General features: G+C 44.9%; 24 protein-coding genes. 21 read left to right on the top strand and 3 right to left on the bottom strand.

Translation table 11 applies throughout. The annotated features are described in order from the left end of the window. Nucleotides 1-175 precede the first annotated feature (175 nt). The gene (locus WC496_00880; GenBank protein ID MFA5291567.1) at nt 176-370 is read right to left on the bottom strand and encodes a hypothetical protein; all 195 of its coding nucleotides are present in this window, start codon (nt 368-370) and stop codon (nt 176-178) included. Between WC496_00880 and WC496_00875 the strand changes: the two genes are divergently transcribed. The 20 genes from WC496_00875 (at nt 279) to WC496_00780 (ending at nt 18,269) form a co-directional block, all read left to right on the top strand. Further along, nucleotides 279-866, top strand: a complete 588-nt coding sequence (locus WC496_00875; GenBank protein ID MFA5291566.1) for a PEP-CTERM sorting domain-containing protein — start codon at nt 279-281, stop codon at nt 864-866. The genes WC496_00880 and WC496_00875 overlap by 92 nt on opposite strands. A 126-nt stretch (nt 867-992) precedes the next feature. Beyond that, the gene (locus WC496_00870; GenBank protein MFA5291565.1) at nt 993-1,586 is read left to right on the top strand and encodes a PEP-CTERM sorting domain-containing protein; all 594 of its coding nucleotides are present in this window, start codon (nt 993-995) and stop codon (nt 1,584-1,586) included. A 24-nt stretch (nt 1,587-1,610) separates the two neighbouring features. Next, nucleotides 1,611-2,240 carry a PEP-CTERM sorting domain-containing protein gene (locus WC496_00865; protein ID MFA5291564.1) on the top strand — a complete coding sequence of 210 codons (630 nt, stop codon included), beginning with the start codon at nt 1,611-1,613 and terminating at the stop codon, nt 2,238-2,240. Nucleotides 2,241-2,662: 422 nt separating this feature from the next. After that, a complete protein-coding gene (locus tag WC496_00860; GenBank protein ID MFA5291563.1) occupies nt 2,663-3,346 on the top strand; it encodes a hypothetical protein in 684 nt (227 codons plus the stop codon). A gap of 575 nt (nt 3,347-3,921) precedes the next feature. After that, nucleotides 3,922-4,656, top strand: coding sequence for a PEP-CTERM sorting domain-containing protein (locus tag WC496_00855; GenBank protein ID MFA5291562.1), 735 nt, complete (start codon nt 3,922-3,924; stop codon nt 4,654-4,656). A gap of 72 nt (nt 4,657-4,728) precedes the next feature. Beyond that, complete coding sequence (locus WC496_00850) at nt 4,729-5,406, top strand: PEP-CTERM sorting domain-containing protein (GenBank protein ID MFA5291561.1); 678 nt, start codon at nt 4,729-4,731, stop codon at nt 5,404-5,406. A 59-nt stretch (nt 5,407-5,465) separates the two neighbouring features. Next, nucleotides 5,466-6,179, top strand: a complete 714-nt coding sequence (locus WC496_00845) for a PEP-CTERM sorting domain-containing protein (protein ID MFA5291560.1) — start codon at nt 5,466-5,468, stop codon at nt 6,177-6,179. An 81-nt stretch (nt 6,180-6,260) separates the two neighbouring features. After that, entirely contained in the window at nt 6,261-7,010 is a 750-nt protein-coding gene (locus WC496_00840) for a hypothetical protein (protein MFA5291559.1), read from the top strand. Between the two features lie 69 nt (nt 7,011-7,079). Further along, nucleotides 7,080-7,802: a PEP-CTERM sorting domain-containing protein gene (locus WC496_00835; protein ID MFA5291558.1), complete on the top strand. Its 723-nt coding sequence runs from the start codon at nt 7,080-7,082 to the stop codon at nt 7,800-7,802. Between the two features lie 508 nt (nt 7,803-8,310). Continuing rightward, nucleotides 8,311-9,096, top strand: a complete 786-nt coding sequence (locus WC496_00830; GenBank protein MFA5291557.1) for a hypothetical protein — start codon at nt 8,311-8,313, stop codon at nt 9,094-9,096. A gap of 11 nt (nt 9,097-9,107) precedes the next feature. Continuing rightward, a complete protein-coding gene (locus WC496_00825) occupies nt 9,108-9,830 on the top strand; it encodes a hypothetical protein (protein ID MFA5291556.1) in 723 nt (240 codons plus the stop codon). Between the two features lie 97 nt (nt 9,831-9,927). Continuing rightward, nucleotides 9,928-10,665 (top strand): PEP-CTERM sorting domain-containing protein, encoded by a 738-nt coding sequence (locus WC496_00820; protein ID MFA5291555.1) that lies wholly within the window; start codon nt 9,928-9,930, stop codon nt 10,663-10,665. 63 nt (nt 10,666-10,728) lie between these two features. Continuing rightward, nucleotides 10,729-11,313 (top strand): PEP-CTERM sorting domain-containing protein, encoded by a 585-nt coding sequence (locus WC496_00815; GenBank protein ID MFA5291554.1) that lies wholly within the window; start codon nt 10,729-10,731, stop codon nt 11,311-11,313. A 95-nt stretch (nt 11,314-11,408) separates the two neighbouring features. Beyond that, a complete protein-coding gene (locus tag WC496_00810; GenBank protein MFA5291553.1) occupies nt 11,409-12,113 on the top strand; it encodes a PEP-CTERM sorting domain-containing protein in 705 nt (234 codons plus the stop codon). A gap of 28 nt (nt 12,114-12,141) precedes the next feature. Continuing rightward, the gene (locus WC496_00805; GenBank protein ID MFA5291552.1) at nt 12,142-12,885 is read left to right on the top strand and encodes a PEP-CTERM sorting domain-containing protein; all 744 of its coding nucleotides are present in this window, start codon (nt 12,142-12,144) and stop codon (nt 12,883-12,885) included. Between the two features lie 227 nt (nt 12,886-13,112). Continuing rightward, entirely contained in the window at nt 13,113-13,766 is a 654-nt protein-coding gene (locus WC496_00800; protein ID MFA5291551.1) for a PEP-CTERM sorting domain-containing protein, read from the top strand. A 392-nt stretch (nt 13,767-14,158) separates the two neighbouring features. Further along, nucleotides 14,159-14,860, top strand: a complete 702-nt coding sequence (locus WC496_00795; protein ID MFA5291550.1) for a PEP-CTERM sorting domain-containing protein — start codon at nt 14,159-14,161, stop codon at nt 14,858-14,860. Nucleotides 14,861-14,903: 43 nt separating this feature from the next. Beyond that, complete coding sequence (locus WC496_00790) at nt 14,904-15,590, top strand: DNRLRE domain-containing protein (protein ID MFA5291549.1); 687 nt, start codon at nt 14,904-14,906, stop codon at nt 15,588-15,590. A gap of 218 nt (nt 15,591-15,808) precedes the next feature. Then, complete coding sequence (locus tag WC496_00785; GenBank protein MFA5291548.1) at nt 15,809-17,545, top strand: potassium transporter TrkG; 1,737 nt, start codon at nt 15,809-15,811, stop codon at nt 17,543-17,545. A gap of 40 nt (nt 17,546-17,585) precedes the next feature. Then, complete coding sequence (locus WC496_00780; protein ID MFA5291547.1) at nt 17,586-18,269, top strand: TrkA family potassium uptake protein; 684 nt, start codon at nt 17,586-17,588, stop codon at nt 18,267-18,269. Nucleotides 18,270-18,322: 53 nt separating this feature from the next. On the opposite strand, the gene WC496_00775 is transcribed toward WC496_00780, so the two are convergent. Together WC496_00775 and WC496_00770 are read right to left on the bottom strand one after the other, a co-directional pair. Beyond that, a complete protein-coding gene (locus tag WC496_00775; protein ID MFA5291546.1) occupies nt 18,323-19,369 on the bottom strand; it encodes an RluA family pseudouridine synthase in 1,047 nt (348 codons plus the stop codon). A 6-nt stretch (nt 19,370-19,375) separates the two neighbouring features. After that, nucleotides 19,376-20,185 (bottom strand): hypothetical protein, encoded by an 810-nt coding sequence (locus WC496_00770; protein MFA5291545.1) that lies wholly within the window; start codon nt 20,183-20,185, stop codon nt 19,376-19,378. A 143-nt stretch (nt 20,186-20,328) separates the two neighbouring features. On the opposite strand from WC496_00770, the gene WC496_00765 reads away from it, so the two are divergent. Continuing rightward, the gene (locus tag WC496_00765; protein MFA5291544.1) at nt 20,329-22,128 is read left to right on the top strand and encodes a SpoIVB peptidase S55 domain-containing protein; all 1,800 of its coding nucleotides are present in this window, start codon (nt 20,329-20,331) and stop codon (nt 22,126-22,128) included. Nucleotides 22,129-22,131: the final 3 nt, after the last annotated feature.

The following is a 22,131-nucleotide window of genomic DNA, read 5'->3' as shown; positions in this document are numbered from 1 at the left end:
TTTGAAATTCAGTATCTGATTTGAGCTTTTGGGTTCCTGCATTATTTTGCGGTTCTCATTGGAGGCATATCTGACGCTTTTTATCTGGAGAAGAGTTATGCAACATTTGAGTTTGCGCGCGTTTTTTAAAGCGAGTTTAAAGCAATTAAAAAACCTCTTTTTAGAAAGCGAGGTCTTATATGACCGCGAAAAGATTTTTAACCATTTGCGCCTTGGCAGTATCGTTAGCCGCTTTACCGGCTTTTGCTGACACCATAGGGCCTTTCTTTACTACGCCAATTCCGCTTACAACGACTGACTGGCCTGCGACTCCTGACGCTACATCGTTAGCGTTCCAGAAGTTTGACTCCTCACTGGGAGAATTAACCAAGGTAATATTCCGCCTTAATGGTTTTATGAACACAGAAATCACCGTTACCAACAATGGCGGTACCTCGTCAAGCGGCGATGCCCACACCCGTTTGCGGATATATGTCGGGTATCCCACTGTCGAGTTTCCCACACTCTCTCTTGGCGCTCCGCAAATCGATATATCCAGTGATGACTTTTTCTTCACGAATCTTGCTCCGGGCAATAGCGTGAAAGGAACTTTTGAAGATATTTACTTTTTAGCAACCAAACAATATACCGCTGCTAATATACTTGCGGCATTCACCGGGTCCGGCATAATTACACTGGATGCGGACACGCTCACTCTAATATCTCTAAGTTACGATGGAGGCAATACCATTGCTGCCCAGGCAACTAAGGCGAGTATAGACAGTGCATGCGTTAGTTATATCTACACTCCTGTTCCTGAGCCTGCCACAATCTTTCTTTTAACGATCGGCTCAGTATTTTTCATAAAAAGAAAAAACAGCAAATAATTATTTGCTTCGATTGGATGAGGTCTAAAGAAGAAGTTATTCAAAACAGGATATTTTAAATAATAGAATAACTTCTTTTCGGAGTCGATGAAGCGGCCCCTTCGCAGCATCGAACAAGGTGGACAAATGTTAGTTTATAGAGGCCTTATCCTCTGTTTTATTGTGAGTTTTTTTAACACTGCTTTTGCCGAAGGTGATTACGCTGTACTTATGCAGGAAAGTCCCGCCGGTGCCGGTGTTATTACCCCGGGCATTGGCGTACACACATTTGAAATCAATGAAACTGTTACACTGACAACCGTTCCCAATACCGGCTGGAAATTCGTTTACTGGCTTGGCGACGTACAGGACTCGACTGTCGGAAGAACCAAACTAAATGTTAACGGCCCAAAAATCATCATAGCCGTTTTCGAACAAGATAAATACGCAGCGATGGATTCTTCCGCCGGTCCGCAGATTAGCGTAGGCCCGCCGGCTTTGTATCCAAACCGTATATCTATCAGAGGTGGAGAATATACCGGCGGCGGCTCAAGAAGATATAATCCTCCGAATAATACGCTGCCATACATTCCTCCGGACGAGCCTGAAAACATGGCCCCGCCGGTGCCGGAAAACCAGCCTTCGCCAGTGCCCGAAGAAATCCCGGAACCTGCAACCATGCTGCTTTTGGGCATGGGCGCATCCCTTTTGTTCATAAACAGAAAAAACAATACAGAATAGTTTATTATTGAAAGGAAAGTAATAATGAGAAAGAACAATACTAAAAGACTTAAATTGGCTGGATTGTTTGGAGCTGTGCTGCTGCTGCAGACGATAGCCCATGCCGGATACTACCTGCCAGAAAGTTCAACATGGCAGGGTTCTCGTTATTACAATCAAAACGATGTATATGCGTATGTTGAATACGCCGTTTACAACACCGACTCAAACAGTTATCACGATACAATGGACGGCCAAATCGACGGATTTGCCAATCCCGGCAACGGCCAATACATTTACGCTTATCAGGTAATAAATCTCGGCACTGATCTGAACCCGATAGCAACGTTCAGCCTTCTTGACGGCGACCCAACCGCTACAGATTATATCGGCTATACAGACGATGGAAACGGCGGCCTGGTCCCGGACAATTACGGCGGTTCTTTTATATGGGAATTCACAAACGGTCTTTTCATCGCCAATGCACATTCCGCATTTCTGGTATTCACCTCCGATTCAGCACCGGTTGCAGGTTCTCTCAATATCTCTACGGAATACGGTTTGGAACCTCCCATCGTTCCAGAGACCGCGGCAGCTTCGATCCCGGAGCCGGCAACAATTACATTATTTACAGTTGGTGCCTTTGCTCTTTTGAAAAGAAAAAGTAGAAAATAATCCTCTTTATTCAGGAATTTAGGCTCAATTGAGCCTATTGGAGTCTGAGAAGATGTTTTTTAGATATAGAGTCCCGAAAAATCGGGACTCTTTTTTTTGCGCAATAAAAAAACCATTTTTTTGGCATCGGCCGATTTATTTATTATATTTTTATAGAATGTAAAGCTCTCTGGTCTTACGGCCAAAGAGATTTTACGCTTTTCAGCGAAATCCGCCGAAGCAAAGTGGTTTCACTATAATTTCGGTGGATACTGGTACTTGGCATTAAGCTACGGGTTTATGCCCGCAACTTAATGCCGGGACGGCTGAAAGTGTCATATCGCTATAAGTCCGGCGAAGCGGGCTTATAGCCTAAGGTTTATTTATGGGGTGTTGTCGCCTTGGGCGGCAAACAAGGGAAACTATACTCATGGGGGGTTTTAATGAAAAAAGCAACCATTCTTGCCACAGGGATTATTCTACTCGCATTTTCGGCAACACAGGCAAATATCTTCTGGACTAATTCAAGCGGCAGCGGCGGCTATTTCGACTGGCAAAACGGACAAAGTCTATACGGCCTTTTTGGCGACCCGATTTTCGTAGGCGACAATACTTTTGTATTTTTCCCTTCAAATTTCAGGGCGGAAAGTGTCAATGGCGTTTCCGATTCGGTTTCCGACCGTCTTGAATTTGAGCTTATAGCACATGAGGGTTTCAGTTTTCAAAATATCTCTGTTATAGAATATGGCGATTACGGAATTTTAGGTGATGGCCAGGTTCAGGTATCGGGCGGATTGACTGTCGAAAATATGGATACAGCCAACAGTTTATTCGGCACTATTACAGCCACTCCTTCGATGCCTGCAATCAGCGGCCAGGGCGCATGGCAGGGACAGGCCCAACTCGGTATCGGCCAGATAGACTGGACCCGTATAAAAATCACGTTTGAAGACAATTTGCTCGCGATGAGCGGCGATGGTTCGAGTTCCTTTATAGAAAAGAAAGTTTTAGGCAACGCGATAGCCTTTCAGATAACTCCGATTCCAGAACCTGCTACCGTAATTACATTAACTATCGGAGCAATATTTATATTCCGCGATTTCCGCAAAAAACCGGCGGCTGCTTAAAAAGTATAACGAAAAATTTTGTTCTTTTCCGGCATGAGCCTTGTGAGTATTTCACTCAAAAGGCTCTTTTTTTTAGGTCCTATCGCCAAAACAGATACCGCAGACATTTCCCCCGGCCGGGCCCTTCCCCGATTTGTTTATTTTTTTCTTGACAGACGCTATTTCTTTTGATATAATTTGCGACAGAATAGGGGTTGGAGAAGAAAACGGGAGCACGAGAAAGCACGTATTGGCAGGATTGAGAAAACCGCGTTTTAGGGATAGTGGTTTTTTCTGCGCATTTTTCCGCTTGTAACCACTTAAAGGAGAAAACAGCAGGGTTTTCGCATTTATTTTGCGATTTTTTTGAACCTTGTGCTGTTTGGCAATCGGTTTATCTGATTTTCGTCTGGTTTTATCCGACTGAATTACTTGACTTACATCGGAGCCGGTCTGCGCACATTTTTGATTCTTGTTTGGGAGTATGAGCAGCAGATAGAAGGAAGAGGCAGGGAAGCAGAGAAAGCAAGTTGTTAGGAAAAGTTGAGAAGAAGTTTTTAGAAGAAGTTTTATGAAAAGAGAGAAGAGGTGTCATAATGTATGTGAGAAGAAGTTTTACAGACATTCCCCGTTTCCACCTCCGTCTATTCGTTCTTCTGTTACTGCTTTTTCTTATTCCGCCATTACAGTCCGCATTTGATTTGGGCGATGCGCAGGCTGTTATCTTCTGGCAGAATCAGAACGGCACGGCAAACGAATTTGACTGGGTAAACGGAGGAAGCGACAATGGTCTCTTCGGAGATCCGACTCTTGTCGGCGGAAGCACATTTGTCTTTTTCCCGTCTAATTTCAGAGCAGAAAGTGTCAATGGCGTGGGTGATATCGTCTCGGACAGGGTTCAGTTCGAAATAATCGCTCATACCGGCAAACAAATCAAAGGCATTCGGATTACCGAATACGGCGATTACGGCATCCTGACCGAGGGCAGCGTATCTGCCACAGGCACTTTGTTTCTGACAAATCTTAATGCATTCGGTGTCCATTACGATGCGCTTACAACATCGCCTATTTCGCCAATCGATGGCGGTCAGGGTACATGGACCGGCCAGGTTGTCGTCGACGATATAGGCTGGACTCGTCTGCAGGTAGTGCTCGACAACAATCTTTTGGCGTTCAGTCTGCCGGGGTCAACTGCTTTTATTCAGAAAAAAATCGTCGGCGGAGGTATCGACATAGAAATCATCGTCCCCGAGCCGGCAACTTTGGTTTTGCTTACGCTGGGAAGTATGGCTTTCATTCGTAAAAAAACTATCCGCAGATTTGTAACATAGATTTGACCCACGGAAGCGCGATGTAATTTAAGGATTTGAGAAAAATTTTTATCAAGAATTGGAGAAGAAGTCATGAAGAATTTAATTTACAGGTTTGTACTTTTAGTAACTGTAGTATTTTGCATTCAAAGTTTCCTTTTTACAAATCAGGCAGACGCATTTGTCTCCTGGAGCAACTCTACCGGTTCTGCCACTTATTTTGACTGGCAAAATGGAGGCAGCAATTTCGGCCTGTTCGGCGATCCTACTCTTGTCAGTGGAAACACATTCCTGTTTACGCCGGAGAATTTCATCGCCATATCCATAGATGGCGAGATAGGCAGCGCCTCGGATACGCTTAGCTTTGATTTGATTGCACACGCCAATGTGCTGATTACCGAAATACAAATTTCTGAATATGGCGACTACGGCATTCTCGATGCCGGATTTGTTGATGCGTACAGTATCCTGCAGGCGGATAATCTCGTAACCTTCGAAACAGAATCTGTCAATTTAATCACCAATCCGCTAATGCCGATTTTTTCCGGTACAGGCGAATGGACCGCTGACGGAGCAGTCTCTTTTAGCGGATGGACACATCTAAGGGTAACGCTCGACAACAACCTTCTGACAATAAGCGACCCCGGTTCAGTTGCATTTATTCAGAAAAAAATCCTCGGAGATTCGGTAGCTATAACAATTATACCTGAGCCTGCGACAATAGCCGCTCTGGCCGCGGGTATGGCATTCCTCAGAAGGAAGAAACACTAAAAGGAGTATATCATAAATTCGGTCCCCTTCATAGGAAGCAGGCCGAAGGAGAAATAGCGATGAAAAAGAATAGCAAAAACAAAACAAATAGTTCGATGATGACCGCAATATGGCTGCTGGCCATTCTTGTTCAGCTTGTCCTGATTACATGCCCCGCACAGGCTCTTATTTACTGGACAAACAAGGATGGTTCTGCCGGCTTCTTCGACTGGTACAACGGCGGAAGCGACAGAGGTCTTTTCGGCAGTCCGACTCTGGTTGGCGGAAATACTTTTCTATTCACTCCGTCAAACTTCAGAGCCGAAAGCCTCAATGGCATCGCTGCCATAAAATCAGACAGGCTCGAATTCGGACTGCTCGCTCACGAAGGTTATACCATCACCGGCATTCAAATTACCGAATACGGCGATTATGGTATTCTTACCAGCGGCAAAGTTTCTGTCAGCGGAACAATGTTCGCAACAAATCTCGACGCCTTTACAATCCTCTCTAATAGTTTTGTAAGCACGCCGGCCTCTCCGATATCAACCGGTATGGGAAGCTGGACAGCCGAGGCGGCTATAACAAACATCAACTGGACCAATCTGAAAATAGTGCTGAACAACAATCTTATGGCTATCAGCAGTCCCGGCTCGACATCTTTTATCGAAAAGAAAATCGTAGGAGGAGCCGTCGCCATCGAACTGATTTGTGACGGCCCGGAAATTCCCGAACCCGCAACAATTGCAATGTTATCTATAGGTTCATTAGCCCTCATAGGAAGGAAGAAATAGCAAAAAGAGAATCGGAGAAAACAACAATTTTTTAGTGACAGGGTTGTCAGGCTGAAAAACCTGACAGCCCTGTTTGTTTATGTGGAAGAAAGAGAAAACGATGAAGAGGATAAAAAGAAGAAGATGATAACGAAGTCAGCGACAATTTGTGCGGTATATGTTTGTATGCTGCTGACTGCGGGCATGGCTCTGGCCGCCATAGACATCAATCCGCCCCCCTGGTGGCAGGAAACTAATACCACCTGGCAGGTTTGGGAGTTTAGTTCTTCTGACGCCGGACCAATTGAGCCTGACTGGGACGGCTATCTTCTCGGCACTCACCTTACTATAACGCCGGCATCTGACTGGCTGGCCCAAGACCTCCCCTGCGAGTACATACCGGAAATCGGACTTGGCGCAGGCTTTGGCGTCTGGCAGCTTTCAGGCGGAAGTATCAATGCGTTCGTGGAAAATTTCCAGCAGCCCAATCCTCAAAAGCGCATCTGGATTCAAATTACCTGGCGGCCGCAGGAATCAGGCGACTGCCCTGTAATTTATCTGCAGGACTCTTTAGGCGGACAACTCGGCCCTGTAACAAATCCGCTCAGCGTAATTCAAATCGGTTCCGACTGGATTCACAGCACTTATGAAATCGTGCTTAACTATAATCCGCCGGATGAAATTATTCGTATCGCAGGTTCGATAAACGTGGACGACCTTGTTATCGATACATGGTGCAGCAGTATCCCTGAGCCGGCAACAATCACTTTGCTGGCTATAGGTTCATTGATATTAAGCCGCAGGAGCGGATTAACAGGAAGAAAAAATAGCGTAAGGATAAAAAGAATTTAAAGATAAGTTGGTGACAGGACTGTCAGGTTGGGACTTGGCAGCCCCGTCTGTTTAATTGGGAGAAAACAAATGTTTACGAAAAGAGAAAGAAGAAGTTTTGTTGGTATTTTATTGGTTGTTTTTGCTCTGAATGTTTCTGTCTATGCTAATATGATTTACAACTTTGACATTTTCAATAATTCGCAATACGAAAACGACCCGCGTTTTAATTTCACAATTACATTAACGGATGAAGGCTTAAGCAGCACCGGCAAACATCTGGTCGGCTTCAGGTTCGACAACGACAGCACCGCCGATTCTTCAATCACCGATATTTATTTTGATGCTTACCCTGACACGAGCAGTTGTCTTGACTTCAGCAATGTTTCCGTTATTGAAAGTTCGGGCGTATCTTTCAGCAAAAAGGCAAATCCGAAAACTCTGCCCGGCGGCTCAGAGCTTACGCCGAAATTTGATAAAACCCCTGAATACAGCGCCGATTCTGATTCACCGGTTTCGCCTAAAGGCATAAATCCGGGCGAATGGCTCAGTCTTGTCTTTACACTTAAAAACAATAAATCTTACGATGATGTAATCGCGCAAATAGCGAACGGCGGCAGTACTTGTCAGGAAAATCTACGAATCGGCATTCACATTCAGTCTCTCCCTGCCGGATGCAGATGCAGTTGTGATGACAGCGCTTCCGCTATAAACTGTACTCAGCCGATACCGGAACCGGCAACTATGGCAATGCTGAGTATTGGAGCAGTATTTATGCTACGCAATTTTAGTAACAAGAAGACTGTTATTTAAAACGCCACAAAAATAATCTTTTTCTCGCAGCCAAAGGCCTTTATGCAATCTCATAAAGGCCTTTTTTAATTCATATTCTGAAAATATATTTCTTTCCATTGACGAACAGGTATTGTTTCTGGTGTAATCCACTCCATCATAGGGGCGGGAGAAGAAGGCATAGATTGGGGAAGGAAGAAGAAAGACGCGCTATATAGAGGATTAGTCTTTGCGCGTTTTTCGATATTTATCTGCTATAGGCATTTTGCACGCTGAAAAGGAGAAAACACCGAGGTTTTAGTGCTTATTGGAGACACTTTTTTAAGTCTTACAGTGTCGGGCAGCTTGTCTGATTGATTTTACATGGTTTAGTTGCCTGATTTACAACAGAGATTGTCTGCTCGCATTTTTTAAGTTTCATTTACCGCAGCTTGCCCACTGCAGGAGAGGAGGGTTTGCGATTGGGAGGCTTAAGGAGAAATTTTGGGACAGACAAGAGAGAACTCGAGGAAAGCGAAGAGGTGTTATAATGCAGGGAGAAGGTAAAATAACAAAAAGCTGTACGCGAATTTTTTGTTTTCGTTTCGGTCTCTATATCCTGTTATTACTGCTTTTTCTTATTCAGCCGTTTCAGTCTGTATTTGATTCCGGCGATGCACAGGCCGTGCTTATCTACTGGAGCAACAGAAATGGCACAGCGGACGACTTCGACTGGCAGAACGGCGGCAGTGCCAACGGCCTTTTCGGCAACCCTTCCCTCGTTAATGGAAATATCCTCCATTTCTCACCTCAAAATTTTCTTGCCGAGAGTATTAATGGCAAAAGTGCTTTTGCAACAGACCTCCTTAAGGTTGACATAATCGTCCATTCAGGGAAAAAAATCGAGGGTATCAGGATTATCGAATGCGGCGATTTTAACGTCCCTTCCGGTGGAAATGTTTCAGTTTCAGCCGGAATATTTGCAGCCAATCTTAATCAGAACGAGACACGCAACACATTCTTTAAAATGAATATTTCGGATCCCTGCATTGATTTCTGGAACGGCCAGGCGGTTATTGAAGAACTCAACTGGACATATTTACGGATTACATTGAATAATAATCTTACCGCCCGCAACCCGTCGGGACTGGACACATCTTTTATCAGCAAAACATCGTTTGATATTGAAATTATCACACCCGAACCTGCAACCATTGTGATACTTACGCTGGGCATCTTTTTGCTGCCGTTATTCAGCAGGAAAATCAATACCGCTAAATCTGCAGTAGCGGGTTTAGCCCCACAGAACAAGAAGGAGAGTTTTTTCAGGATATAGGAGGAGAAGTAATGAAGCGTTTGACTTTCAGACTTGCCGTTTTGACTGCTGTAGTGATTTTTATTCAAAACCCCATTTGCATAAACAACGCGGATGGTTTTGTTTTCTGGACCGACCCCAATGGCTCCGCGGATAATTTCTATTGGGCAAACGGCGGCAGCGATTTCGGACTGTTTGGCGACCCGACTCTTGTCGGAGGAGATACCCTTCTGTTCTCTCCCTCAGGCTTCATAGCAAAGAGTCTTGATGGAGAATCTAATTTCATTACAGACAAGCTTGTTTTTGAGTTGATTGCCTATTCAGGCTTCAGATTTCAAAGCATTTCAATTACAGAATATGGCGATTACCAGATTTCCGGCAACGGCTCGGTTAATGTTTCAGGTAATTTGTCTGTTGAAAATCTGGATGCTGCGGGCAGCTTAAACAACGACCTTGTTGCTGTTCCTTCAATGCCTGTAACCGGCGATAATTATGATGTATATGGCTTATGGTCCGCTTCAGCTCAGGTTGATATCAACCAGCCGGACTGGACTTACATTAAAATCACACTGCAAAACGACCTTCTGGCGATTACCACAGAAAACGGCTCTATTGCCTGGATTGAAAAGAAGACGCTTGGCACCGCCATAGCAATACGAATAATCCCCGAACCTGCAACCATTGCGATTTTATTGATAGGCTCATTAGCCTTCATACCAAAGAAAAAAAATGACAATTACAAAATATATCTATAAGAAAGGAGATGTGCGGATGAAGTAATCAAATATGCTAACCCGCGGCAGAAGAGGCGGGTTAATTAAAGGAATTTATTAATTAAAAGGAGAAACTCAAATGAAAAAATTAATTACGATTGGCGCGGTTTTGTTGATTGTTATTGCAGCTAATGTGAACACCTTTGCGTCAGTTATTCAGGAAGATGTACTTTTGCCTCTTGGTACTTACGATGTCACATATATTTCCTTTGATTATACCTATGGTGGTAACTCGGCTGATGATGAATTCCAAATCAAAGGCTATTATGAAGGTTCTGGCCATTGGACAATGGACATTAATTTCGACAAAGACGGTGCGCCCCTTGTAATTGACACAGATTATGGTCCCTACTACACGATTGGTAGTATAGGGTCTTACATTGGTTCTCACCATTATGATTTCATGCTGAATAGCTACACAGGTTTGTGGAAACTGGAAATCGATATGAGCGAGATAGACTTCTATGCAACTGCCGATACCGAAAATCCTCAGCCTGATGGCACTGAGGTCATACTTGGAAATGTTGTGGCTAACAAATACTACTCGGATGAATCTATTACCTCCGGTGAAAACGCACTAGCGTTGGGCTGGGCCACATGGAATGGCAGTTCCTTGGAAGGTAATGCGGCAGATGGTGTTGGTGGGGTTAGGCAGTTCAAGCTCAGATTTTACGTAGAAGATTCAGAAGGTGGCGATGGCGATTCGCATGGGGACATAACAGCGTTGAATGTTCCCGAACCGGCAACAATTTGTCTCCTTGGCCTTGGCGCTTTGAGTCTGATTCGCAGTCCGAAGGACTCTACGAGAAAAAAATAACAATTAGCGAAAGGAGAAACTCAAATGAAAAAGAAAATTGTAATTTGTTTAGCAGCCGGCCTGATGCTAAGTTTAGCGTGTGTATCATGGGCAAGTATAGTCATACCTCCAACACCAGATACCACCCCCCCTAGTTGGTGGAACAATGAAGATGGTCTTTTCGCCTATGGATACTGGCAGTCTGACATCCTAGGTGGTGGTGACCCTGTTTCGCCGACGAACGATCCTTACCACTGGGCTACAAATTACCTAACCGGCAACACCGCTTTTACGGCCGATATAGGCATAGAAAACGAAACCATTATAGTCAATCTGGCTAACGTGCGTCATGATGAACTCGATAAGCAAATCTACATCTACATCACCGGAACAACCGAAAGTACCGAAGACCCGATAATTAGTGTTCTAAACCCCGACGGCGGGACATTTACAGGTGACTTGTCATGGAACATAGGGACCGACGGTCTATGGCATTGCAAGGTGCTCGGCGTGATTCATCCTCAGCCGGACTACGCGTATCTGACGGTTACTGTGCCGGGGCTGCAAAGTGTGACCAACATCTGGGCAGGTGAACTCTGCGTTCCTGAGCCGGCAACAATTTGTCTCCTCGGCCTTGGCGCTTTAAGTCTTATTCGAAGGAAACTGTAACTATTAAAACATAAGGAGGGCTTGAGTTCTGACCGAACAACTCAGCCCTCCGCTTTTTCAAACAGTTAGTGAAAAATAAAAAGGAGAAAACTCAAATGAAAAAATTAATTGTAATTTGTGCAGTAGTAACAATGATTTTGGTCGTCAGCACAGGCGCTTTGGCGGTAATCAATTTAACAGACTTATCGGAGAGCGGGGTGTTTTCTGCTAAATACAATCGGTATGTTTACGGTGTGGACAGGCCGGCCGAGCCAGGCGATGGCGATATCACAATCATTTCTTTTGACTACAGTTGCGGGGATGACGCAACTTACGCACCTGAGCATGCTGCATTCCGTATCAGAGCTTTAGGCGGCGCAACGCCAGAAGCTGATGGAGCCAATTGGCTGAGTTCTTTTAATATCCATCCCGGTAGCTATAACCTGGATACCGATTACGGCCCAAGCGTATCATCTGACCCTTTGGCGTCCGGGGTAAATCATTATGAATTTACGCTGAATCGTTCTACCGGCGAGTGGGACCTGGCTCTTAACGGTATCCCTGGCGTTTTGGTCCAAAGTATACCTGAGCTTGGTGGCGTAAATTACTTCTCAGACGAGTCACCTGAAGCTTATGCAAATGCTATTGGTACACCTTTTGAACCATATGTTGGCATTGGTGGAACCGGTGGTTACAGAATTCTATTTGAAGAAGCCTCCGGTGGTTCGGTAGACAACATCCAGATAACAAATATTCCGGAACCGACAACAATCACCCTGCTCCTCTTTGGCGCTTCAAGTCTGATTCGAAAAAAAAGATGAAAGGAAAAAGTATAAAGGAAAAACTCAAATGAAAAAAATAGTCACAATTTGTTTAATATGTATAGTTTCAACTGCTAATGCAAACTGGCAGCCGGGCGATGACTACAAGATGCATTACCCTCAATTACCCGACACGTTGGGCTGGGATGTAGCTTTTGATTCTATGACGTTACAAAGGCCTCTTGCAGACGATTGGCAATGCAGCAAAACCGGAGTTGTCAGCGATATTCACTTGTGGCTTTCATGGTTAGGCGATGATGCCACCTATATTTCATCCATGCATGTGGCGATTTACAGTGATAATCCTTACGATGTATATACCAATCCGTTTAGCACGCCTGGTGAAATTCTATGGGAAGGGCTGTTTTACCCTGTTGACATGATTTATTACGGCTCCGGCGACCAGGGCTTTTTCAGCCCGTTTGGAGGTCCCCCTGTCGCGAACGATCACGAGGATATTTATCAAATCAATATTACCGATATTCAAAACCCGTTTGTTCAGGAGGAAGGAACCATCTATTGGCTGGCGATTAACCTCTGGTGGGCTCGCACCGAAGATCAAGAGATGCCTGGCTGGAAAACTTCTGAAAATCACTTTAATGACGGCGCGGTTTACTCGATGAATGGTTATTGGTATCAATTGGTTTATCCTGAAAACGACCCTCCTAACAGAACCGGAAATCTCGATCTGGCGTTTGTGATTACTCCGGAACCAACAACGATTTGCCTGCTCGCCCTTGGTGCTTTGAGCATAATCCGCAAAAAGAAATAGAAAGGAAAAACTTGTCCTCGTAAAAACAGGGATAGCAGAAAAAATATATAACTATTTACAGGACGATTAGACCCATAATATAGCACTTTTTAAGAAAAAGAGCTTATAACGTGCCTGTTATATCATTCGGCTTAGCCATTCCGATTCTTCGGGATGGCTTTTTTATTGCATTACAGACCGCAGATGATAAAATAGGGAGTTTAAGATTTTAATTAAAGGAAGAAGAAGTGACATTGGGAAGAAGAAAAACAGGTATTTTGTGCCTTATAATTGCCTTATGGGCGTTTACAGCTCAGGGAAGCATCATTTATTCATTCAATATTTTTGACAATTCCAACTGGTCGGAAAACAGCCAGCTTAATTTCACAGTAACTGTTTCTGAAGAGGGACAAAACCAGGCTGGTTTTCTTTTTGAAAATTCCAGTTCAATCAGTTCTTCCATTACTGCCGTTTATTTTGATGACGACTCTTTATTGAGCGGTACGAATGAGACTTTTCTGCAGGGTTCGGGAGTAGCTTTTTCGCAGGGCGCAAACCCAAGCCATTTGCCGGGAGGCGATACACTAACGCCTGAATTTGCCAAACCTGCCGATTTCAGTGCGGATTCCGACTCTAAAGGCGGAACTTCTCACAATGGTATCAATCAGGGCGAATGGCTTAAAATCATATTTACCATCGAGAACAACAGGGATTTCGATGATGTAATTAATGCCCTTTCCGAAAGTAAAGATTTGCGGATAGGACTTCATATACAAAGTTTATCCAACGGCGATAGTGTCTCCGCGATAAACCGTTCCATACCCGCAAATACCCAAATACCGGAACCCGCCGCAATAGTTCTTCTGACAATAGGCATAGTGGCTTTTTTGAGAAAAAAATAATTACTTATTTAACGACAAGCCCTATCTGTAATAAACCATAACTTATTTAAATGCTTTCAGTTAAGCCATTCCGGCAATTAAACCGTAAGAATGGCTTTTTTTCTTGAATTGTAAATTTAACATATTAAAATAGGTATATTGGCGTATTTGGGAAGATGCGTAAAATTATCCTCGAATAAGGATAAAACTGGACTGAACGGTAAGGGTGATGCTTTGGCAATAAATCATACCAAGCCTTTTGGCTGCCCTTTGCCAGCTCCCGAATCTAAATAATAGTCGTATTAGCGTCAGGTATTTCAAAGACCTGAAAACATTAAACAGATATACGCCGTATAAATAATGTATAAAACGACGATATTAAATAGACCCAAAAGAAGACGGGAGAAGAAGAAGTGAAAAAAGACATTAAAGGGGCGATGAGAAACACAGCCTTGCTGCTTGTTATTCTTGTTCAGCTTACCCTGATAACCTGTCCTGCAAACGCTATTATTTCCTGGACGAACAAAAACGGCTCGGCAGATTTTTTTAACTGGTATAACGGCGGCAGCGACAATGGCCTTTTCGGCAGTCCCGCTCTTGTCGGCGGAAATACATTTCTGTTCACTCCATCGAATTTCATAGCTGAAAGCCTCAACGGTATTCCTTCCATAAAATCGGACAGGCTTGAAGTTTCTCTGCTCGCCCATACGGGATATACCATTACAGGCATTCGGATTACCGAATATGGCGATTATGGCATTCTCGGCACAGGCAAGGTTTCCGTCAGCGGAACAATGTTCGCGGCAAATCTTAATGCCTTTGATGTTCATTACGGTAATTTTATAAGTACCCCGACTTCACCGATAATAACCGGTACAGGAGATTGGTCGGCACAGGCGTCTGTGACAGATATTAACTGGACGAATTTTACGATTGTATTGAATAACAATCTTATGGCCATCAGCAGTCCCGGCTCGGCAGCTTTTATAGAGAAGAAAGTAGTAGGAGCCGTAGCCATTGAACTGCTCGGCTCGGGCGGCGGCCCTTCAATACCCGAACCCGCCTCAATAGTAATTCTGCTAATAGGCACAGCGGTTTTTTTGAGAAAAAAATAATCATCGTTCTATAAACAAATAATCTTATTTTAGGAGTAGAGGCATGAAGAAGTTGTTGTTAGTGTTAATCCCTGTCTGTTTGTTATCGAATTTAGTTCAGGCAACCACTGTAAATATCTCCAGCTGCGACGACGCGTGGGTTGGGTGGACGTGGAATTGGCCGCAGGTCAATGAGCGATATTGGAGCGATGGTTTGGGAATTGAAACGCACTCGGACAATTACTCATGGTCTACCGGAAGTTATCAGTACATCTCTTATGTCAAGTTTGACCTTTCCTCTTTGCAGGACAATGCGGTAATTACATCGGCCAGCCTGAATCTTTATGTAAATTCAAACGGCTCTGATTCTTCTCCCGGCATTTATCACGCAGATGATAACTGGGAAGAAGAAACGGTTGTTTATAGCACAAGGCCGATAAATGATTCTACAATAGCTGCTGCCGGCAGTTGGTCTAATATCGCAAATCAATGGGTAAGCTTTACTCTATCTACATGGAGCTATCAGGCTGATTTGTCGGATAATTATTTAACGGTTATGTTATACGCTCTGGGCAATGGCGGCAATGATTCGAGATTTGTCACGAAGGAATATTCAGGCGGCAATTACGCACCGTATCTTTCGATTGAAATTCCGGAACCGGCGACAATTTTCATGCTGGTGATAGGCTCATTGACATTTATAAGAAAAAAGATAAAAAATAATCAAGCGTCAGATGCTGTTGCTGCTTAACCACTTTATTTAAAAGGTGTTACAGCTATTACAGCACACCGTTAGAACTGGCCGCACCCCTGAAAGGTGCGGCTTTTTTATTGAATTTGGGCAAAATCACCTTAAATAAACATACACATAATTTCGCAACCACTGTGTTGATTTGGAGTTATAAATCGATAACAGGATATAAATCTTCTGGATTTTAGGGTAATTACACCATAAAATTTAGTTTTGCTATGAATATCATTTATAAAAATAAAAAGCTCGAACGGTATCTTATATTTGCCAACGTTGCTGTAACTACAGTTGTTGTTGCAACGGCTTTATTGCAGCTGGGATTCTTCAGGCAGATACTCTTTGACAGGCAGATGTATCTGATACTCGTTGCCGCCGTAATTTTTTTCATCGCAGAAAAACTGGTAAGGTTCTTCAACTCCCGTTCCAAAAAAGACTACCTGATTTTTTTCTGGTTTGAATTTATATTTATCATTCTGCTGGTGATACTTTACTACTCGGCCGGCGCTCTATGGGCACTGGGTGTTTATCTGCTGCTGCAGATTATCACAAAAGTATGCAGAACCATGGTTGACCTTGCCGCCTCAGGCAAAAGCCCTGCCCTGACTTTTGCCGGCTCTTTCATAGCGATTATTTTTACAGGCTCCGTCCTTCTGATGCTGCCGAGAAGTTATCTCATCCGACCTGTAAGCTTCGTAGACGCCCTGTTCACCGCAACAAGCGCAACCTGCGTAACAGGTCTTACAGTAAGAGATATTGGAACAGATTTCTCGGTCGTCGGTCAGACTGTAATTCTCGTGCTCGTCCAGCTCGGAGGTTTGGGCATCGTAATTTTCGGCGCGGTCTTCAGCCTGCTTTTCGGCCAGGCGCTCAATGTCAGACAATCCGTCGCGATGCAGGACCTCTTAAGCACACAGACTGTCAGCAAAATATCGCATATTATAGCTTTTATCTTCATAACCGTCGTTGCGATAGAAGGCCTGGGCGCTTTGCTTTTGTATAATATGTGGGACGCCTCCGCTCCGATGGCCGGTCACATCCACAGCCAATGGTTCTGTTCTATATTTCATTCCATCAGCGCCTTTTGCAACGCGGGCCTCGGCCTGTTTTCCGACAGCCTTATAAGCTACAAAACGGATTGGCGAATTTATTCGGTCATCTGCCCGATGATAATAATCGGCGGCCTCGGTTTCGGAGTACTCTATAATCTCACAAACGTTTTGGTCGACAGAATCAGATTTATTTTAAACAGATTCCGCCCTTATAAGAAACGCCATTTTAAAACTCCCGTCAGAATTCATCTCCAGACGAAAATAGTTCTGGCAGTAAGCCTGATACTCATTCTTGCCGGCACCGCGGGACTTCTCATCATCCAGAACAACACCGGCAATCACAAAATAGAACTCGGCGACGCGTTCTTTCAGTCTGTCACCGCCAGGACGGCAGGTTTTAACACCATTGAAATCAAAGCACTTTCCACGCCTGCGAAAATGGTTTTGATGATACTTATGTTCATCGGCGGCTCTCCCGCTTCAACCGCCGGCGGTATTAAAACCGTTACCCTCGCCGTAATTATTATGGCCGTTTACGCAACTATACGAAAAAGAAACGAAGTGGAAATCTTCAAACGCTGCGTGCCCCTCGTAATGGTCGGAAAGGCCCTTACCGTCATATTGCTTTTTACGGTCTTGTTTTTCACTTCCGCCTTTCTGCTGACGATAACTGAAAGGCACAGCAATTTCGAAACTTCCGCCATATTCTTTGAAACTGTATCCGCTCTCGGAACTGTGGGGCTTAGCTGCGGGATTACAGCGTCTTTGACAACTGCCGGGAAAATAATTATCATTATTACAATGCTGATAGGCAGGCTTGGCGCGCTTACGTTGCTTGCCACCCTGACTTTTAATATAAAACCGGCCCGTTATAATTATCCGACGGAATCGCTGGTAGTAGGATAAATTTATCCCTGTTTGGCTCTTATGCCCAAAGGAGAAAAATATGAAAAAGTTTGCAGTAATAGGTCTTGGCAGATTCGGCCGTAAACTCGCCATTGCTCTTACCATAAGCGAGGCAGAAGTAATTTCAATCGACCAGAATCGTGAAATAATCGACCAGGTTCGCGACGAAGTTACACATGCCGTCAGGCTCGACAGTACGGATGAGGATGCTCTCCGCGCAGCCGGTGTCGACAAGGTTGATGTCGCGATTGTCGGAATAGGTCAGGGCGGCCGCAGCTTCGAATCTTCTATTCTGACCGTTGCCAATCTGAAAGCGCTCGGAGTGCCGCTGGTTTACGCACGGGCCGAAAGTCTTATTCAGGGCCAGGTCCTTGCTAAAATAGGCGCTACCGAAGTAATTTATCCTGAAATCGAATCTGCTCAGAAATGGGCGTATAAGCTTATCGCACCGCAGATAAACGAAAAGATAGATTTCGCGCCCGGCTATTCGATTGCGAGCGTAATCGCGCCAGCGAGTTTCCACGAAAAAACCGTGCTTGATTTGCAGCTTCGCCAGAAATACCGGATTAACCTTGTTTCGATAAAACGGGGCGTAAAAACCGGAGACAAAAAAGATGAGGGCGAAATAATAAACGTTCCGCTTCCCGATACCGTCATTTATGAAGGCGATTCTCTTATGATTGCAGGTTCGGATGTGGACCTTGCGAAACTGCCGGAAGAATAAAGCCAACGTTACGGAAAGATTAAATTGGAAAGAGTAAATTCGTTCGAACGAATTTACTCTTTTATTTTTCTGTATTTCCTCAGTTCATCGAGCATTTGCAGCATATCATCGGGAACCGGCGCCTCGAACTTCATCTGCTGGTTCGTTTGAGGATGCGTGATTTCAATCTGCCATGCGTGAAGAGCGGGCCTTGCCAGCAGCGGTTCTTCAGGCTGAGCCTCCCTGTCCTCTATCTGCCAGCGGTAAATAATTTTCCCGCCGTACATTTCATCTCCGATTATCGGATGTTTGATATACAACATATGAACGCGTATCTGGTGCGTCCTGCCTGTTTTGATATTTACTTTCAGCAGCGAATAGCCCCTGAATTTTTCAATGACTTCATAAAACGTTACGGCTTCCTTGCCGTCCGGCCGAACGGTGAACTTTTCATGTGCTATCGGATGAACCGCCATAGGCTTATTAATACAGTCGGCCGTAAGGTCGGGCGTGCCGTGCACAATCGCAAGATAATACTTTTTTGTTTTTCTCTTTTCGAACTGCTTGGCAAGCCGCCAGTGTGCCGTCTCGTTCTTGGCGATAACAAGAACGCCTGTTGTGTTGCGGTCGAGCCTGTGAACTATTCCCGGCCGGAAATCCTCGCTGCCTTTTGAAAGTTTCTTCGAATGAAACGCCAGCGCGTTGATAAGCGTACCTGTTTTGTAACCTCTTGCAGGATGAACAATCAGGTTGGCCTGCTTGTTGATGACAAGTATATCGTCGTCTTCATAAATAATATTAAGCGGAATATCTTCAGGAATATATTCCTTGGCGGGCGGGGGCGGCAGAATTACATCCACGATATCGCCCGGCGAAATTTTCGTGCTGGGCTTTACAGACTTTTGGTTGATTGTTACCGCCTGCTCGTTTATGAGTTTCTGAAGAGTGGTTCTGCTGAAATTGCTTAATCTGCCCTGAAGATACTTATCCAGTCTCCGATGTGTTATGTTGGTTCCTACACGAAGGGCAAGATGTTCGGCGCCTTCGGGTTCGGCGGATGAACTCTGACCGTTTTGCTCGTCTAAATTCTCCGGCTCGATGATGAGCTCATCTTCACTCATCGCAGGTTATCGAGCCAAATTGGAATCGGATTTATTGCCGGATATCAAATTGTTATCCGCTATCGGCGCTTCCAGGCTAAGTTTCCCTGCGGGGAGTCTTTCAACCGGCTTGGTCTCGGCTTGGCCCGGTTCAGGCTTTTCAGACTTTACAAAAACGACCTTTCCCTCATTGTCGCTCAATGTATCGGCGCGAAGCTGTGCCCTTGCCGAATACAAAGTACCTTTGTATTCTGGAGCCTGTGCGATTTTGCTGTAAAGTCCCCTGGCCCCTGCGAATTCTCCCATATCCTCAAGGCACAGGGCAATGCCGTATTCCGCCATTGCTGATACTGTCGCATCGGCCTTTGCCTTTACCAGTGCTTCTTCGTAAATTTTCATGGCCTGCCCGATCTGATATTTCTGAACGTCCGGCTCAGCCACCTGGAGCCTGTAGTGAAGTTCGGTTCGAAGGGCCTCGGCTCTTTTAATCATTGCAAGAGCCGACAGAACGTCGTTTTGTACTTCAGCGGCAGCGTTCTCAAGACCGCTGGCCGTGTTCAGGAAAATGTCCGAAACTCCCAGACCCTGCTGTTTTCCCTGCAATATTGTCTGCTTCTGCCAGCGAAGCTGGTCGAGCATCGCCGTAGTTTGCGACTCTTTCTGGTCAAGGACACGGGTTTCTCTGTGATAAAAGAAGATTGTGTATGCGATAAGAGCGACAACTACAATCGCACCTACAACTATCGTTGTCAGGTTTTCTTTATACCACTGCGGAAAATTCGCAATCCAGTCTGCCAGTTCGTTGGTCGCCAATTCGTGACGGCGTTCTGATTTCATCGTTTTACCTCATTATTTAGCCAATATTTAAATTACCAAAGATAGGTATTATATCATTTACCTTTAGGCTTGCAATATCTCTTTTACGACACTAAAATTCAGCCTGTTTATGAATTTATATTAAAAAAAACAGGAAAAAACCGATGTTTTACAAAAACCTATTTTTCTTACTTTCTTGCTCCATTATTTCCCTGCTCCCCTGTTTCTGCGCCGCCGAGATAGACAAAACAAAATATATAACCATTGACGAAATCACCCCCGGTATGGACGCCGTATGCCTTACGGTTTACAAAGGCGTTGAAATTGAGAAATTCAGCCTTAAAGTGGTGGACGTCGTCAGGAACCTTCGGCCCGGTAAAAACGCGATTCTCGTTATGGGCACTGATGAACGATTTATCCACACAGGCCCCGTTGCCGGCTGCAGCGGTTCGCCGATATATATAAACGGCAGACTGGCCGGCGCTCTCGCCTTCGGCTGGACATACAGCAAGGACCCGCTCTACGGCGTAACGCCCATAGAAGAAATGCTGAAAGTCGGCACTGATATGCCGATGACAAAAACATCTTCTGCGTCTGCTGCGTCTGCTCAGGATTTCTCAAAACCGATTGACCTCAAAACAGCTTACAATCAGATAATTAATTTCAAAAATCCGGAATCTTCAGCCGCAGGCGGGATAACTATGCTTCCTTGTCCGATAGCGACGACGCTGCCGATAAGTTCTATTTCAGGTTTTGCCGGCATTTTTGAATCTGCCGGTTTTATGCCCGTATCGGCCGGCGCTTCCGGAAAATTTCCCGAATATTCTGATATGCAGATGAAGCCCGGCTGTATTCTTTCTCTGCCGTTGGTCTATGGCGATATCGAACTTAGCGCTATCGGCACCGTTACAGAGGTCGCCGGCGACAAAATTTACGGATTCGGACACAGCTTTCTCGGCGAAGGGGCAATTGATGTTCCGATGGCGACAGGCTATGTGCATACCGTTATAGCAAATCTTGTCAGGTCATTCAAATTCGGCAAGACAATCGACGTCAAAGGAGCTTTATACGCCGACCAGTCGTCAGCGGTCGTCGGAACAATCGGAAAAAAGGCTGTAACTATTCCGATGCGCATTACCATAGACCGCTTTAACGATGAAAAAATACGCACCTATAACTGTCAGGTTGCCTCGCACCGTTCTTTCACGCCTCTCCTGGCCGGAACCTGCCTGGCCGGAACCGCCAGAATGGTTGGTGCCCTGCCGGCGGACCATACTATAAGATACAAAACACGTATCGGCGTCTCGGGCTATGATACCATTTATATGGAAAATTTCTCAAGTGCTCTTGACCTTGAAGAATGTCTGTCCGACAGTATCGGCGCGATTAATTTGATTCTGAACAACCCTTACGACAGACCGGCGATTACTTCCATTGACTTCGAAGTTGAAATCCTGCCAAAAGCGTCTGTTTCCCGTATATGGAACTTTGAAGTCTCCGGTACAACGGTAGAGCCCGGCCGGACAATCACGGCACAGATAACGCTTGAGTCGTATCTGTCGAGCAACAAAACCTATAAGACACAGATAAAAATACCTGACGATACCCCGCCGGGCGAATATGAGCTTATAGCGATGGGAGCTTCCGATTATAAACAATTCATCACCGGCATTGCGTCTTATAAATACACGCCGGAAAATATGCCCGACCTTATAAAAGTCATCAACGACATCGCAAATATAAAAAGAAATGACCTTTATCTCGTAATGGCCCTTCCGGCCGGCGGCACAACTCTCGATAAATCAGAACTGCCGCAGCTGCCGATGACAAAAACATTGCTGCTGAAAAATGATAAACGCTCGACGTCGTCTCAGCCTGCTCCGGAATGGCTCAGCCGGATAATACCGGTTGACACAATCGTACTCGATGCCAGAAGTTTTACAATTACCGTTGAAAAAAAATAGACT

This window comes from Phycisphaerae bacterium, from assembly GCA_041652575.1.
In the GTDB taxonomy this organism is placed as follows: domain Bacteria; phylum Planctomycetota; class Phycisphaerae; order Sedimentisphaerales; family UBA12454; genus UBA12454.
This window is presented reverse-complemented; position numbering and strand designations above follow the sequence as displayed.

Bases quoted from the DNA above. Each gene is read 5' to 3' on its own strand.
- WC496_00815 (MFA5291554.1), top strand. From the start codon at position 10,729: ATGCTAAGTTTAGCGTGTGTATCATGGGCAAGTATAGTCATACCTCCA.
- WC496_00770 (MFA5291545.1), bottom strand. From the start codon at position 20,185: ATGAAATCAGAACGCCGTCACGAATTGGCGACCAACGAACTGGCAGAC.
- WC496_00780 (MFA5291547.1), top strand. From the start codon at position 17,586: ATGAAAAAGTTTGCAGTAATAGGTCTTGGCAGATTCGGCCGTAAACTC.
- WC496_00865 (MFA5291564.1), top strand. From the start codon at position 1,611: ATGAGAAAGAACAATACTAAAAGACTTAAATTGGCTGGATTGTTTGGA.
- WC496_00775 (MFA5291546.1), bottom strand. From the start codon at position 19,369: ATGAGTGAAGATGAGCTCATCATCGAGCCGGAGAATTTAGACGAGCAA.
- WC496_00830 (MFA5291557.1), top strand. From the start codon at position 8,311: ATGCAGGGAGAAGGTAAAATAACAAAAAGCTGTACGCGAATTTTTTGT.
- WC496_00855 (MFA5291562.1), top strand. From the start codon at position 3,922: ATGTATGTGAGAAGAAGTTTTACAGACATTCCCCGTTTCCACCTCCGT.
- WC496_00785 (MFA5291548.1), top strand. From the start codon at position 15,809: ATGAATATCATTTATAAAAATAAAAAGCTCGAACGGTATCTTATATTT.
- WC496_00790 (MFA5291549.1), top strand. From the start codon at position 14,904: ATGAAGAAGTTGTTGTTAGTGTTAATCCCTGTCTGTTTGTTATCGAAT.
- WC496_00820 (MFA5291555.1), top strand. From the start codon at position 9,928: ATGAAAAAATTAATTACGATTGGCGCGGTTTTGTTGATTGTTATTGCA.
- WC496_00765 (MFA5291544.1), top strand. From the start codon at position 20,329: ATGTTTTACAAAAACCTATTTTTCTTACTTTCTTGCTCCATTATTTCC.
- WC496_00860 (MFA5291563.1), top strand. From the start codon at position 2,663: ATGAAAAAAGCAACCATTCTTGCCACAGGGATTATTCTACTCGCATTT.
- WC496_00835 (MFA5291558.1), top strand. From the start codon at position 7,080: ATGTTTACGAAAAGAGAAAGAAGAAGTTTTGTTGGTATTTTATTGGTT.
- WC496_00845 (MFA5291560.1), top strand. From the start codon at position 5,466: ATGAAAAAGAATAGCAAAAACAAAACAAATAGTTCGATGATGACCGCA.
- WC496_00850 (MFA5291561.1), top strand. From the start codon at position 4,729: ATGAAGAATTTAATTTACAGGTTTGTACTTTTAGTAACTGTAGTATTT.
- WC496_00805 (MFA5291552.1), top strand. From the start codon at position 12,142: ATGAAAAAAATAGTCACAATTTGTTTAATATGTATAGTTTCAACTGCT.
- WC496_00825 (MFA5291556.1), top strand. From the start codon at position 9,108: ATGAAGCGTTTGACTTTCAGACTTGCCGTTTTGACTGCTGTAGTGATT.
- WC496_00810 (MFA5291553.1), top strand. From the start codon at position 11,409: ATGAAAAAATTAATTGTAATTTGTGCAGTAGTAACAATGATTTTGGTC.
- WC496_00870 (MFA5291565.1), top strand. From the start codon at position 993: ATGTTAGTTTATAGAGGCCTTATCCTCTGTTTTATTGTGAGTTTTTTT.